Raw genomic sequence first — 13,503 nt, forward strand, 5'->3', positions numbered from 1 at the left:
GCCGGACGCGGCCGGTCATCCGCCGCAGGAGCAGTGGGAGGCCGGGAGACCCCGGGATCACGGAGAGGCCGGGCGTGCCGAGGACCCAGACCGACACCAGGCAGGAGATCCAGGCGGTGGCCAGGGAACTGGTCGCCGCCCAGGGCTACGAGAAGACCAGCCTGCGGGAGATCGCGGAGCGGCTGGGCATCACCAAGGCCGCGCTCTACTACCACTTCCGGTCGAAGGAGGAACTGGTCCGCGCGATCGTCCAGCCGGTGCTGGACGGCACCGAAGAGGTGCTCGCCGCCGCCGAGGCGCGCGCCGACGAGCGCGGCCAAGTGGCGGCCGCCCCGCTGCTCGCGGAATTCTTCGACGCCCTCCAGCGGCACCGCGCCCTGTTCCAGATGATGTTCGGCGATGTCTCCCTGCTCGCCCGGCTCGACCTGCTCCCGCAGGTGCTCGGCTGGCGGCAGCGGATGAACACGCTTCTGGTCGGCCCGGTAGCGGCGCCCTCCGACCTCGCCCGGGCGACGGTCGCCGTCGGCGGCCTCCAGGACTGCCTGATGCTGAACGACCCGCCGGACTACTTCCGGGCCGCCGCGCTCGACGCCGCGATCGCGGCGCTCGGCCCGGCGGCCCGGTGAGGACCCGGAGCGGCACGGCGCGTCAGGACGGCACCGGCTCCGACTCGTCCGACCCGCCGGCCTCCCGCGAACCGGCGGCCGGCCGCTCCGCGTCCAGCCTGCGCTGCGCCAGGTGGGCCCGCACGGAGAAGGCGACGGCGGCGGCCCAGACCAGCGCGATGAACAGGTAGGCGAGGTTCTGCGCCAGTTCGGGGGCGGCGACCCAGTCGCTGCGCAGGATGGTGCGCACATTGGTCAGCACGATCACGCCGCCGACCAGCGAGCCGAGCACGCGCGGCGGCACGTGCCGCACCAGCCAGGCCGCGATCGGGGCGGCGACGAGTCCGCCGAGCAGCAGCACGCCCACCCAGGCGAAGTCGATGTTCTCCGAGCCGAGGCCGATCAGGAAGCCGAGGCTGGCGGCGAGCGCGATCACGAACTCGCTGGTGTCGATGGAGCCGACCACCTTGCGCGGCTCGATCCGGCCGCTGGCCAGCAGCGCGGGGGTGCCGACCGGGCCCCATCCGCCGCCGCCGGTGGAGTCGACGAAGCCGGCCACCAGGCCGAGCGGGGCGAGGAAGCGCTTGCGCAGCGGCTTGCCGAGGTTGCCCCGCGGGGTGCCCCACAGGGTGAACCTGACCAGGATGTAGACGCCGAGGGCCAGCAGGATGCCCGCCATGACCGGTTCGGCCGCCTCGGTGGACAGCCAGCTGAGGAAGGTGGCGCCGGCGAAGGCGCCGACGGCGCCCGGCAGCGCGATCCTGCGGACGACCTTCCAGTCCACATTGCCGAAGCGCCAGTGCGAGACGCCCGAGGCCAGCGTGGTGCCGATCTCCGACAGGTGCACGGTCGCCGAGGCGGCGGCCGGATTGGTGCCGATGGCCAGCAGCAGCGTGGTGGAGGTGACCCCGTAGGCCATGCCGAGGCTGCCGTCCACCAGCTGTGCCAGGAACCCGACGATGCCGAGCAGAACCAGAGCGCGCATGGGCGAGCACTTCCTATCCCTACTATTTGAGTAGGATTTTAGGGAGAGTGGTCGAGGCGCGTCAATGCCGCAAGCCTGGCAATGTCGATCGATTTCGTGGGTTTTGCGCTCCGGTGCCCGCCGTGCCCGACACCGGGTATGTGGTCTGGACCATTTCTGTTCATCTTCGCGGCGTTCCGGCCGGTCCCGGGCTGATTCGGCCCGACTCGTCCCCGCCTGCCGCGCGTGCCGGGACCACCGGCGCCGGACGACTCGCTACGCTCTAGGGGACTTAGGGGAACACCACCGGGCCGGGTGGCCCGGACCACGAGAAGGAGCTGTCCGTGTCGTCCATCGACGCCATCATCGCGCGGGAGATCCTCGACTCCCGCGGCAATCCCACCGTCGAGGTCGAGGTCGCCCTCGACGATGGCAGCGTGGCCCGCGCGGCCGTGCCCAGCGGCGCCTCCACCGGTCGGTTCGAGGCCGTCGAGCTGCGCGACGGTGACGAGCGCTTCGGTGGCAAGGGCGTGGAGAAGGCCATCGCCGGGATCGAGGACGAGATCGGCCCCGAGCTGGTCGGCTCCGACGCCCAGGAGCAGCGGCTCATCGACCGCGCCCTCATCGACCTGGACGGCACCCCCGACAAGTCGCGGCTGGGCGCCAACGCGCTGCTGGGCGTCTCGCTCGCGGTGGCCAAGGCCGCCGCCGACGCCGCCGAGCTGCCGCTGTTCCGCTACGTCGGCGGGCCCAACGCCCACGTGCTGCCGGTGCCGCTGATGAACATCATGAACGGCGGCGCCCACGCCGACACCAATGTCGCGATCCAGGAGTTCATGATCGCACCCGTCGGCGCCGCCTCCTTCCGCGAGGCGCTGCGCTGGGGCGCCGAGGTCTACCAGGCGCTCAAGTCCGTGCTCAAGGCGCAGGGCCTGGCCACCGGCGTGGGCGACGAGGGCGGCTTCGCGCCGAACCTCCCCGCCAACCGCGCCGCGCTCGACCTCATCATGGAGGCCATCGGCAAGGCGGGCTTCGCCCCCGGCACCGACATCGCGCTCGCGCTCGACGTCGCCGCCTCGGAGTTCCACGGCGCCGAGGGCTACACCTTCGAGGGCGGCGTGCGCGGCTCGCAGGAGATGATCTCCTACTACACCGAGCTGCTCGACTCCTACCCGCTGGTCTCCATCGAGGACCCGCTGGACGAGGAGGACTGGGACGGCTGGAAGGCGATGACCTCCTCGCTGGGCGGCCGCGTCCAGCTGGTCGGCGACGACCTCTTCGTCACCAACTCCGAGCGGCTGGCCCGCGGCATCGCCGAGGGCGCCGCCAACGCGCTGCTGGTCAAGCTGAACCAGATCGGCACCCTCAGCGAGACCCTGGACGCCGTCTCGCTGGCCGCGCGCAGCGGCTACGCCAACATCATCAGCCACCGCTCCGGCGAGACCGAGGACACCACCATCGCCGACATCGCGGTGGCCACCAACGCCGGCCAGATCAAGACCGGCGCGCCGGCCCGCAGCGACCGGGTGGCCAAGTACAACCAGCTGCTGCGGATCGAGGAGGAGCTGGACGAGGCCGCGGCCTACGCCGGCCGCACCGCCTTCCCCCGCTCCGGCCAGGCCGGCTAGCCGGACGCCGCGATGACGCGCTCAGCCCAGCCCTCCGAACCCGATCCCGACCGCCCCGGGCCGCGGCCGAAAGGCGCGGGCGACCGCCGCCCTGGCACGCCCCGGTCCGGTCGGCCGGAGCCGAAGGGCCGGGCCGAGCCGTCCCCGCGTCCGCGTGCGAAGCCCGCGCCGGGCCGGCCGGGCAAGCCCGGCAAAGCCGCTAAGCCCGAGGCGGGCGGCGCCGCCGAGCCGGCCAAGCCCGCCGCATCCGGCAGGCGCCCGGCGCAGGCCCGCACCGCGGCCGGCTCGGGCGACCCGCCGCGCGACCGTCGCGGCCGGCCCAACCTCACCAGCCGCGCCGCCGTGCTGGCCATCGTGGTGTGCGCCATCGCGCTGAGCGTCGCGTACCCGCTGCGCGAGTACATCGCGCAGCGGGCCGAGATCGCCGCCCTGGCCGAGGAGCAGGCCCGGCTGCGGGAGGCCATCGCCGCGCTGGAGGAGCGCCGCGACCAGCTGGAGGATCCCGTTTTCACCGAGCGCGAGGCCCGCAACCGGCTGCACTACCACTATCCGGGCGAGCGCTCCTACGTGATCGTGGGCGGCGACGACCTCGCCGGCTCCGGCGCCGACGCCGCCCAGGCCGATCCCGACCCCTGGTTCTCCCGCCTGTGGCAGTCGGTGCGTGCCGCCGACCGGGTGCCGCCCGCCCCGGACGCCGACTCCGGCGAGCGCGGCGCCGAGGAGCCGGCCGGCACCGGAACGGAGGGCGGCTGATGCCCGCCCGTGCCGAGGGCGCCGGAGCCCCGGACGCCCGCGACACCGCGGCGGTGGCCGGGCAGCTGGGCCGCCCGCCGCGCGGCCTGCGCGCGGTCGCGCACCGCTGCCCGTGCGGCCTGCCCGACGTGGTCACCACCGCGCCCCGGCTCGACGACGGCACCCCCTTCCCGACTCTCTACTACCTGACCTGCCCGCGCGCCGCGAGCGCCATCGGCACCCTGGAATCCGGCGGCGTCATGCGCGAACTGGCCGCCCGGCTGGCCGACGAGCCCGAACTCGCCGCCGGCTACGCCGCCGCGCACGCCTCCTACCTCGCCGACCGCGACGCCCAGGCCCGCGCCGACGGCACCCCGCCGCTGCCGGCCGGCATGCAGAGCGCCGGCGGCATGCCCGACCGGGTGAAGTGCCTGCACGCCCTGGTCGCCCACGAGCTCGCCGACCCCGGCGCCAACCCGGTCGGCCGCGCCGCGCTCGACCGGCTGCCGCGGTGGTGGGCGGCGGGCCCCTGCGTGCCCGACCCCGCCGGCGACGCCCCGGCCGCCGGCCCCCGCACCGAGCCCACCAGCGACAAGGACCCCCGATGACCCGTGTGGCCGCGATCGACTGCGGGACCAACTCCATCCGGCTGCTGATCGCCGAGCCCGACCCCGCCACCGGCGGCCTGCGCGACATCGAGCGGCGCATGGAGATCGTCCGGCTCGGCCAGGGCGTGGACGAGACCGGCCGGCTCGCCCCCGAGGCGCTGCAGCGCACCTTCACCGCGCTCACCGGCTTCGTCAAGCTCATCGACCAGCACGCCGTGGGCTCGGTGCGCATGGTCGCCACCAGCGCCACCCGCGACGCCGCCAACCGCCAGGAGTTCATCGACGGCGTGCGCGGCGTGCTCGGCGTGGAGCCCGAGGTGATCACCGGCGACGCCGAGGCGCGGCTGTCCTTCGCCGGCGCCACCGCCGAGCTGGCCGGGCGCGAACTCCCCGAGCCGTACCTGGTCGTCGACATCGGCGGCGGCTCCACCGAGTTCGTGCTGGGCGGCACCGAGGTGGCGGCCGCGGCCTCCGTCGACATCGGCTGCGTGCGGCTCACCGAGCGGCGGCTCCGCTCCGACCCGCCGACGCCGCCGCAGGTGGCCGCGGCCACCGGCGACATCGAGGCGGCGGTCGAGCGGGCCAGCGGCACCGTGCCGCTGCGCAGCGCCCGCACCCTCGTCGGCCTGGCCGGCACCGTCACCACGGTGGCCGGCATCGCGCTCGGCCTGTCCGGCTACGACGCCGAGCGCATCCACCACTCCTCGATCCCGGCCCGCCAGGTGTACGAGGTCAGCACCTACCTGCTCGCGCTGCCGCGCGAGCAGCGCGCCCGCATCCCGGTGATGCACCCCGGCCGCATCGACGTGATCGCGGCCGGCGCGCTGATCCTGGACCGGGTGATGCGCCGGCTGGACGTCTCCGAGGTGCTGGTCAGCGAGCACGACATCCTCGACGGCATCGCGTGGTCGCTGCTCGGCCGCCGGGTGTGAGCCGCGGCCCAGGGTCCGGTTAGGCATCTCACAGGCCCCGCCCTGAGAGGGTCGGGGGACCGGCGGCGCACCGAAACCGCTGCTCAGCGGGGGTGAGCGGCGGTCGGCGCCGCGCCGTGCGCGCCTGGCCGGGCCCATATTGGTCTGGACCATTCCGATCCGCTGTGGCACTGTTGAAGCAGAGCTTGTGAATGGATGCACAAGCTCGGAGATCTCGCTACGATAAGGCCAGAGCGAAAGATTCGCCGGGATTGACGGCGAATCGCAGTATGAAGCTTGCTCTGCTGACAACTATTGCCAAATTTTCGCGCAGTTCTCCAGAGTGGAAGCCGGGCACTTCCGGGAACGGGAGGCCCGCCAGCGGAAGGGCGTCCCGTGTCGAAGACCGTCACCAAGGTCCCCAGGATCCTCATCGTCGGCGGAGGCTACGTCGGCCTCTACACCGCGCTGCGGCTGCAGCGCCGGCTCCGCAGGGACGAAGCCGCGATCACCGTGATCGACCCGCAGTCGTACATGACCTACCAGCCGTTCCTGCCTGAGGCCGCCGCCGGCAACCTCTCGCCCCGCCACGTCGTGGTGCCGCTGCGCAGGGTCTTAAGGCGGGTGGAGGTCCTCAACGGCCGGGCCGTGCGCATCGACCACGCCGCCCGCACCGTCGAGTTCGAACCCAACGCCGGACCCAACCGCGAGATCGGCTACGACGTGCTGGTGATGGCGGCCGGCTCGGTCTCGCGCACCCTCCCCGTCCCCGGCCTGGCCGAGTGGGGCATCGGCTTCAAGACCGTCGGCGAGGCCATCCACCTGCGCAACCATGTGCTCCAGCAGCTCGACACCGCCGACTCCACCACCGACGCCGACGAACGCCGCAAGGCGCTCACCTTCGTCTTCGTCGGCGCCGGCTTCGCCGGAGTCGAGGCCATCGCCGAACTGGAGGACATGGCCCGCGACGCCTGCGCGCTCTACCCCAGCATCCGGCCCGAGGACCTGCGCTTCCACCTGGTCGAGGCCAGCGACCGCATCCTGCCCGAGGTCGGCCCCGAGATGGGCCGCTGGGCACTGGACCAGCTGCGCGGCCGCGGCGTGGAGATCCGGCTCGGCACCCGGCTCGAATCCGCCGTCGACCAGCACATCCGGCTCAGCGACGGCACCGCCTTCGACGCCGGCACCCTGGTGTGGACCGCCGGAGTCAAGCCCAGCCCGGTCGTCGCCGCCAGCGACCTGCCCACCGACGGCAAGGGCCGCGTCGTCGCCGACGAGTACCTGCGCGTCGCCGGCCACGACGACGCCTACGCCGCCGGCGACAACGCCGCCGTCCCCGACCTCACCGCCCCCGGCGAATTCTGCGCGCCCAACGCCCAGCACGCCGTCCGGCAGACCAAGGTGCTCGGCGACAACATCGTCGCCCGGCTCCGCGGCAAGGAGCCCAAGCCCTACCGCCACGCCTACGTCGGCTCGGTGGCCGGGCTCGGACTGCACATGGGCGTCGCCAACGTCTACGGCGTGAAAGTGCGCGGCGTGCTGGCGTGGTTCCTGCACCGCACCTACCACCTGTCGCGGGTGCCCACCGTCAACCGCAAGACCCGGGTGATGGCAGACTGGACGCTCTCGCTCTTCTTCCGCCGCGAATTCGTCTCCCTCGGCGGACTGGAACAGCCGCGACTGCCGTTCGAGATGGCCGCCAACCCGCAATTCGAAGACGGCCGGCTGCGACGCGTCAGCTGATCACCGGCGTGGCCGGGGCGCCGCACGCGTCCGCTCGATACCATAGCGTCCCGGCCACCGCCAGCCGGGCGAACGACGGATACAACGTTCTGGCCCGCTGGTGAGAATTGAGGAAGGCGGACGATCATCGCAAAGCGCCGCGGCATTCTCCGCACTCCGGCGCGAAGTGCGGAAATGCCCCGTACGCCGCGCGTCAAATTGATTTTCCCCTTTGTGGCGCTCTCCGCTGATTCGCCTGATGTACTTGAGCTGCGGGTATTATGTCCTCGCCCTCGTAGCCCAACGGTAGAGGCAGGCCCCCTAAAAGGGTCATGAGTGTCGGTTCGAATCCGACCGAGGGCACGCGAACCTCGGGGGAGGTGTGCTTGTGGCCCTGGCGGGCCCCTTCGCCTGGCTCGGTTCGCATATCTCCCGGGGGGGCGACCCCCCGGAACCCCCCGATGTGGGGGGCTTCGCCCCCCACGCCCCCCGACCCCCACGGCGTGCGGTGCGTCCTCGGTCCTTGCGGGTGCGGTTCGGGTTCGCGGTGGTTGGTTGGGGCTTCGCCCCTCACGGGTGCGGTCGGAGTTCGCGGGGTTGACCTGGGCGGGGTGGGGTGCGGGCCGGTTCCGGCGTGTGACCGGGTTGGTATGTGGCGTGGCTTTGCTGGGCGGGGGAGGTTGTGGTGGAGTTGGGGGCGGCAGGGAACTTTAGCCTTGTACTCGGTCGTTAGTTGATCGCAGACGTGTCCGCCCCGAAAGGCTTGGCCATCATGAGGAGTAGGAACCCCATCCTTAAGCGGGGGTTCGGTGCCGGCGCCGCGCCGTCCCACCAGCAGCTCAACGACATGTACAACCGGCCTGCCTATGGCCAGCAGTACCCCCAGCAGGGGTACGGCCAGCCGTACCCCCAGACGCAGCCGGGCTACGGGCAGCCGATGCCGCCCGGGTACGGTCCCGCGCACCCCACCCAGACCGGCCGCACGCTGACCTATGACGACGTCGTGGTGAAGAGCTTCATCACGCTCGGCGTCCTGGTGCTCGGCGCGGCCTTCGGCTGGATGGCCACGCAGCTGAACCCGGGCCTCGGCACCATGCTCATGATCGTCGGCGCCATCGGCGGTCTGGTGTTCGGCCTGTGGGCCTCGTTCAAGTCGCAGCCCAGCCCGGTGCTGACCCTGCTGTACGCCGCCTTCCAGGGCACCGCGCTCGGCGTGATCAGCCTGCTGTTCAACAGCGTCTTCAACGGCATCGTCACCCAGGCCGTGCTCGGCACCATCTTCGCCTTCGGCGCGATGCTGGCGCTCTACAGCTTCCGGGTCATCCGCGTCACCCCGATGTTCACCAAGGTGGTCATCGGCGCCGCGGTGGGCGCGCTCGCGCTGGTGCTGGTCAACCTGCTGGTGGGCTTCTTCGTCCCCGGCGGCCTGGGCCTGCGCACCGACAGCCCGCTCGGCTGGATCTTCTCGATCGTGATGATCCTGATCGGCTGCTTCTTCCTCTGCCTCGACTTCAAGGACATCGAGGACGGCGTGAACTACGGCGCGCCGCGCAACTTCGCCTGGAAGTGCGCGCTGGGCCTGACCCTCACCCTGGTCTGGATCTACCTGGAGGTGCTGCGCCTGCTCTCGTACTTCCAGGGCGGCGACTGACCCTCCGGCGGCCCAGCCGACGGCACGGCGAAGCCGGCCCGATCGGGTGCCTCATCGGCATCCGAACGGGCCGGCTTCGTCATGTGCGGTGCGGCGCCGGGCTCAGACCCGCAGGCGGCCCTTGCGGCGCATCTCGTACTCGCGCACGATGGCGCGGGCGTATCCGTGGGAGAGGCTGTACTCGTCAGCCAGCCAGCTGGTGCGTTCCGCACAGCGCAGGAACGCGGGTCCCTGCTCAATGCGGCCGAACCACTCGGGGAGGTCGCGTCCGGTTACGGTCGGAATGCGGTTGATCAGCTTGGAATGAGTCTCCGGCGAGTGGTTCAGGGACATAGGCGAGGCACCTCCGCGATGTCGGGCTCGCTGCGGCCCGCGGGGACCGGCAGCGGATCCGACCCGGTCAGGCCGGATCACCTTGCACCCGAGGGTGCATCAGGATGACGCTGAGGGCAATACCTGGAAACGAATGAATTAATTTACCTCCGCCGGTCCGACCGTTACCGATCGCTGCTCCGGCGGCGGCGCGCCGGTCCCGGACCGCCCCGCTCTCCCGCCGCGAGTTCTCAGCTCAGCCGTTCGAAGACCGCGGCCATGCCCTGGCCGCCGCCCACGCACATGGTCTCCAGGCCGAGGGTCTTGTCGTGGAAGGCGAGGCTGTTCAGCAGCGTGGTGGTGATCCGGGCGCCGGTCATGCCGAAGGGGTGGCCCACCGCGATGGCGCCGCCGTTGACGTTCAGCCGGTCGAAGTCGATGCCGAGATCGCGCGCGGACGGGATCACCTGCGCCGCGAAGGCCTCGTTGATCTCCACCAGGTCGATGTCCTCCATGGTCAGGCCGGCCCGCCGCAGCGCCCGCCGCGACGCCTCCACCGGCCCCAGCCCCATGATCTCCGGCGAGAGCGCGCCCACGCCGGTGGAGACGATCCGGGCCAGCGGGGTGATGCCCAGCTCGGCCGCCTTGGTGTCGCTCATCACCACCACGGCGGCGGCGCCGTCGTTCAGCGGGCAGCTGTTGCCCGCGGTGACCGTGCCGTCGGGACGGAAGACCGGCTGCAGCTGGGAGACCACCTCGTAGGTGGTGCCGCGCCTGGGGCCGTCGTCGGCGCTCACCACGGTGCCGTCGGGCAGGGTGACGGGGGTGATGTCGCCGGCCCAGAAGCCGTTGTCCAGGGCCTGCTCGGCGAGGTTCTGGGACCGGACGCCGAATTCGTCCTGCTCGCGGCGGCTCAGCCCGCGCAGCTGCACCACGTTCTCGGCGGTCTGCCCCATCGCGATGTAGACGTCGGGCAGTTCGCCGTCCTCGCGCGGGTCGCGCCAGGCGGCGGCGCCGCCCTCGGCCCGCTTGGCCGTGCGCGATTCGGCCTCGGTGAAGGCGGGGTCCTTGGTGTCGGGCAGGGAGTCGCTGTTGCCCTTGGTGAAGCGGCTGACCATCTCCACGCCGGCGGAGACGAACACGTCGCCCTCGCCCGCCTTGATGGCGTGGAAGGCCATCCGGGTGGTCTGCAGTGACGAGGAGCAGTAACGGGTGACGGTGGCGCCGGGCAGCGTGTCCAGGCCCAGCTTGACCGCGACGACGCGGGCCAGGTTGAAGCCCTGCTCGCCACCGGGCAGGCCGCAGCCCAGCAGCAGGTCCTCGATGTCGGCCGGGTCGAGCTGCGGCACCTTGGCCAGCGCGGCCTGGATCACCTGCACGGTGAGGTCGTCGGGCCGGATTTCCTTGAGCGATCCCTTGAAGGCCCGTCCGATGGGGGACCGGGCGGTGGCGACGATGACGGCTTCTGGCATGGCGTCTCCCTGATCAGCACCCGGGCCCGGCGGCGGCCCGGCCGGCAGCGGCGGGCGGGCGCTTCCGGCGCGCCGGATGTTACCCGCGAGTCGCTTCGTCTCTGAACGGTAGCGCGTCGCGCTCCCGGACGCCGAGACCGGGGCCGTCAGGACGGGCTGCGGCTCGTCTCCGGATCGCCCTCGCGCGGCCCGGCGGGCGCCCGGCGCCGCCGCATCAGGGTGGCCCAGCGGCCCCGCGGGCCGCGGTCGCGCCCGGCCACCGAGGCGCCGGAGACCTCGGCACCGGCCTCCTCGGCCGCCTCGACGGCCGCGACCGAGACCGGCAGCGCGCCGCCGTCCTCGCGGACGTCGGGAAGCGCGTCGAACTCGGGGCCGTAGCCCAGCGCCGAGCAGACCGAGGGCAGGACGGCGGCGGCCGCCTGGGCGTAGCCGCGCGCCGAGGGGTGGAAGCGGTCGGGGCCGAACATGATCTTGGGATTGGCGGAGAAGTCGGCGCTGAGCAGGTCGGCCAGCGAGACCGTGCGGCCGCCCGCCTCCACCACCGCGACCGTCTGGACGGCGGCCAGCTGCCGGGAGGCGCGCCGCGCCAGCGAGCGCAGCGGCTGGCCCAGCGGCTCGATGGTGCCGAGGTCGGGGCAGGTGCCGACCACCACCGTGCAGCCCGCGGCGCGCAGCTCGCGCACGGCGGTCTCCAGGTAGCGCACGGAGTCGGCCGGGCGGGTGAGGTGGGTGACGTCGTTGCCGCCGATGAAGATGACGGCGAGGTCGGGGCGCAGCTCCAGCGCGGTGCTGAGCTGGGCGGGGAGGTCCTTGGACTCCGCGCCCACCACGGCGAGGCTGGTGAGCCGCACCGGGCGCTCGGCCACCGCCGCCAGCCCCCCGGCGATCAGCCCGGCCGGGGTGCGCACGCCGTCGTCGACGCCGAGGCCGGCCGCGATGGAGTCGCCCATCATCACCATGGAGATCTCGGGGCCGCCGCCGGCGCCGTACAGCCCGTCGGCCGGGGGCGGGGACTCGGTCGGCAGGCCGATCGTGCGCCTGGCCACCAGCGCCTGGACGAACAGCAGGCCCACGGTGGCCGCGCCGAGCAGGGTCAGGCCGCCCCCGCCGAAGGCCGTCGCGGTCGCGATCCGGCGCACCCGCGCAGCACGGAACACCACTGCGGTGAGCACCCCCTCGACTCGAAGGCCGCGCCCGGAGCGTCCCCGTTGCGCCCGGCTGCGGCACGCTCTGACCAGATTAGGCGATCCGCCCCGCTCACGTCCGGTGCCGGGCCCGGGCTGGCGTGCCGCGGGCCGGGGCAGGTAGGTTCCGTCACGTCGCCGCGACCGGCCCGAACGGCTGGGCGCGGCGTCCCGCCCGACGTCGGCGAGTGCGCCTGGCCGCCGGCCGCCGTGGGGCATAGTGGTGGAGCAGGGGCAGGGGGCAGGGCGCGCCGATCCGCGCCGCCCCGGTGAACGGATGTGAAGGCGGTTGCGCGTGCGCGTGTACGACTCCCTGATCGAGCTGGTCGGCGACACCCCGCTGGTCCGGCTGCGCAAAGTGGTCGCGGGCCCGCGCCCGACCGTGCTGGCCAAGGTGGAGTACTTCAACCCCGGCGGCTCGGTGAAGGACCGCATCGCGCTGCGCATGGTGGAGGCGGCCGAGGCGTCGGGACGGCTCCGCCCCGGCGGCACCATCGTGGAGCCCACCTCGGGCAACACCGGTGTGGGGCTGGCCATCGTGGCGGCGGAGAAGGGCTACCGCTGCGTCTTCGTCTGCCCCGACAAGGTCGGCGCGGACAAGCTGAGCGTGCTGCGCGCCTACGGTGCCGAGGTGGTGGTCTGCCCGACCACCGTCGCGCCCGAGCACCCCGAGTCCTACTACTCCGTCTCCGACCGGCTGGCCAAGGAGATCCCGGGCGCCTGGAAGCCCGACCAGTACAGCAACCCCGAGAACCCCGCCTCGCACTACCACTCCACCGGCCCCGAGGTCTGGGAGCAGACCGAGGGCAAGGTCACCCACTTCGTGGCCGGAATCGGCACCGGCGGCACGATCAGCGGGGCCGGGAAGTACCTCAAGGAGGTCTCCGGCGGCCGAGTCAAGATCATCGGGGCCGACCCCGAGGGCTCGGTCTACTCCGGCGGCAGCGGGCGCCCCTACCTGGTCGAGGGCGTCGGCGAGGACATCTGGCCCGCCACCTACGACACCTCCATCTGCGACGAGGTCATCGCGGTCAGCGACAAGGACTCCTTCCTGATGACCCGGCGGCTGGCCCGCGAGGAGTCGCTGCTGGTCGGCGGGTCCTGCGGGCTCGCGGTGGTGGCGGCGCTGCGGGTGGCCGAGCGGGCCGGGCCCGACGACGTGATCGTGGTGCTGCTCCCCGACGGCGGCCGCGGCTACCTCGGCAAGATCTTCAACGACGAGTGGATGGGCGACTTCGGCTTCCTCAGCACCGAGACCGGCGAGCCGCGGGTGGCCGACGTGCTGGCGGGCAAGGGCCCGCAGCTGCCGGAGTTCGTGCACACCCACCCGCACGAGACCGTCGGCACCGTGATCGCGATCATGCGCGAGTACAACGTGTCGCAGCTGCCGGTGATGAAGGAGGAGCCGCCGGTGATGGCCGCGGAGGTGGTCGGCGCCATCGCCGAGCGCGACCTGCTCGACGCCCTGTTCAACGGCCGGGCCCAGCTCGACGACCCCGTCGAGCACCACATGGGCCGCCCGCTGCCCAATGTCGGCTCGGGCGAGCCGGTGAGCCGGGCCGTCACCCTGCTCCAGCACGCGGGGGCGGCGATCGTGGTGGTCGACGGCAAGCCGGCCGGGGTGGTCACCCGCCAGGACGTGCTCAGCTTCCTCAGCCGCGGCTGAGGGGCGCGGACGGCCGGACGCGGCCGACCGAGCGCTCGGTCGGCCGCA

General features: G+C 72.8%; 12 protein-coding genes and 1 tRNA gene. 9 read left to right on the top strand and 4 right to left on the bottom strand.

Features of this window, described 5'->3' with window-relative positions; genetic code table 11:
• Positions 1-74 precede the first annotated feature (74 nt).
• Entirely contained in the window at positions 75-626 is a 552-nt protein-coding gene (locus tag CLV72_RS02230) for a TetR/AcrR family transcriptional regulator (protein ID WP_106238301.1), read from the top strand.
• 22 nt (positions 627-648) lie between these two features.
• Here CLV72_RS02230 and CLV72_RS02235 read toward each other — a convergent pair whose 3' ends face one another.
• The gene (locus tag CLV72_RS02235; RefSeq protein ID WP_106238305.1) at positions 649-1,590 is read right to left on the bottom strand and encodes a sulfite exporter TauE/SafE family protein; all 942 of its coding nucleotides are present in this window, start codon (positions 1,588-1,590) and stop codon (positions 649-651) included.
• A gap of 323 nt (positions 1,591-1,913) precedes the next feature.
• Between CLV72_RS02235 and eno the strand changes: the two genes are divergently transcribed.
• The 7 genes from eno (at position 1,914) to CLV72_RS02270 (ending at position 8,821) form a co-directional block, all read left to right on the top strand.
• Positions 1,914-3,197, top strand: coding sequence for a phosphopyruvate hydratase (gene eno / locus CLV72_RS02240; RefSeq protein WP_106238308.1), 1,284 nt, complete (start codon positions 1,914-1,916; stop codon positions 3,195-3,197).
• A gap of 342 nt (positions 3,198-3,539) precedes the next feature.
• A complete protein-coding gene (locus CLV72_RS33045) occupies positions 3,540-3,950 on the top strand; it encodes an FtsB family cell division protein (protein WP_245929817.1) in 411 nt (136 codons plus the stop codon).
• Positions 3,950-4,537 (top strand): DUF501 domain-containing protein, encoded by a 588-nt coding sequence (locus tag CLV72_RS02250; protein WP_106238315.1) that lies wholly within the window; start codon positions 3,950-3,952, stop codon positions 4,535-4,537. Before CLV72_RS33045 ends, CLV72_RS02250 begins: the two co-directional genes overlap by 1 nt.
• A complete protein-coding gene (locus tag CLV72_RS02255; RefSeq protein ID WP_106238318.1) occupies positions 4,534-5,469 on the top strand; it encodes a Ppx/GppA phosphatase family protein in 936 nt (311 codons plus the stop codon). Before CLV72_RS02250 ends, CLV72_RS02255 begins: the two co-directional genes overlap by 4 nt.
• A 375-nt stretch (positions 5,470-5,844) precedes the next feature.
• Positions 5,845-7,191, top strand: coding sequence for an NAD(P)/FAD-dependent oxidoreductase (locus CLV72_RS02260; RefSeq protein ID WP_106238322.1), 1,347 nt, complete (start codon positions 5,845-5,847; stop codon positions 7,189-7,191).
• Between the two features lie 268 nt (positions 7,192-7,459).
• Positions 7,460-7,533: transfer RNA gene (locus tag CLV72_RS02265), tRNA-Leu, on the top strand.
• 409 nt (positions 7,534-7,942) lie between these two features.
• Complete coding sequence (locus CLV72_RS02270) at positions 7,943-8,821, top strand: Bax inhibitor-1/YccA family protein (RefSeq protein ID WP_106241092.1); 879 nt, start codon at positions 7,943-7,945, stop codon at positions 8,819-8,821.
• A gap of 102 nt (positions 8,822-8,923) precedes the next feature.
• On the opposite strand, the gene CLV72_RS02275 is transcribed toward CLV72_RS02270, so the two are convergent.
• From CLV72_RS02275 to CLV72_RS02285, 3 genes are all read right to left on the bottom strand, one after another.
• A complete protein-coding gene (locus CLV72_RS02275) occupies positions 8,924-9,154 on the bottom strand; it encodes a DUF4287 domain-containing protein (RefSeq protein WP_106238325.1) in 231 nt (76 codons plus the stop codon).
• A 230-nt stretch (positions 9,155-9,384) separates the two neighbouring features.
• On the bottom strand, positions 9,385-10,605 hold the full coding sequence (locus CLV72_RS02280; RefSeq protein WP_106238329.1) for an acetyl-CoA C-acetyltransferase: 1,221 nt from the start codon (positions 10,603-10,605) through the stop codon (positions 9,385-9,387).
• Between the two features lie 146 nt (positions 10,606-10,751).
• Positions 10,752-11,777, bottom strand: a complete 1,026-nt coding sequence (locus tag CLV72_RS02285) for an SGNH/GDSL hydrolase family protein (protein WP_245929818.1) — start codon at positions 11,775-11,777, stop codon at positions 10,752-10,754.
• A 307-nt stretch (positions 11,778-12,084) separates the two neighbouring features.
• On the opposite strand from CLV72_RS02285, the gene CLV72_RS02290 reads away from it, so the two are divergent.
• Positions 12,085-13,455, top strand: a complete 1,371-nt coding sequence (locus tag CLV72_RS02290; protein WP_106238332.1) for a cystathionine beta-synthase — start codon at positions 12,085-12,087, stop codon at positions 13,453-13,455.
• Positions 13,456-13,503: the final 48 nt, after the last annotated feature.

It is taken from the genome of Allonocardiopsis opalescens (assembly GCF_003002095.1).
Lineage (GTDB): Bacteria > Actinomycetota > Actinomycetes > Streptosporangiales > Streptosporangiaceae > Allonocardiopsis > Allonocardiopsis opalescens.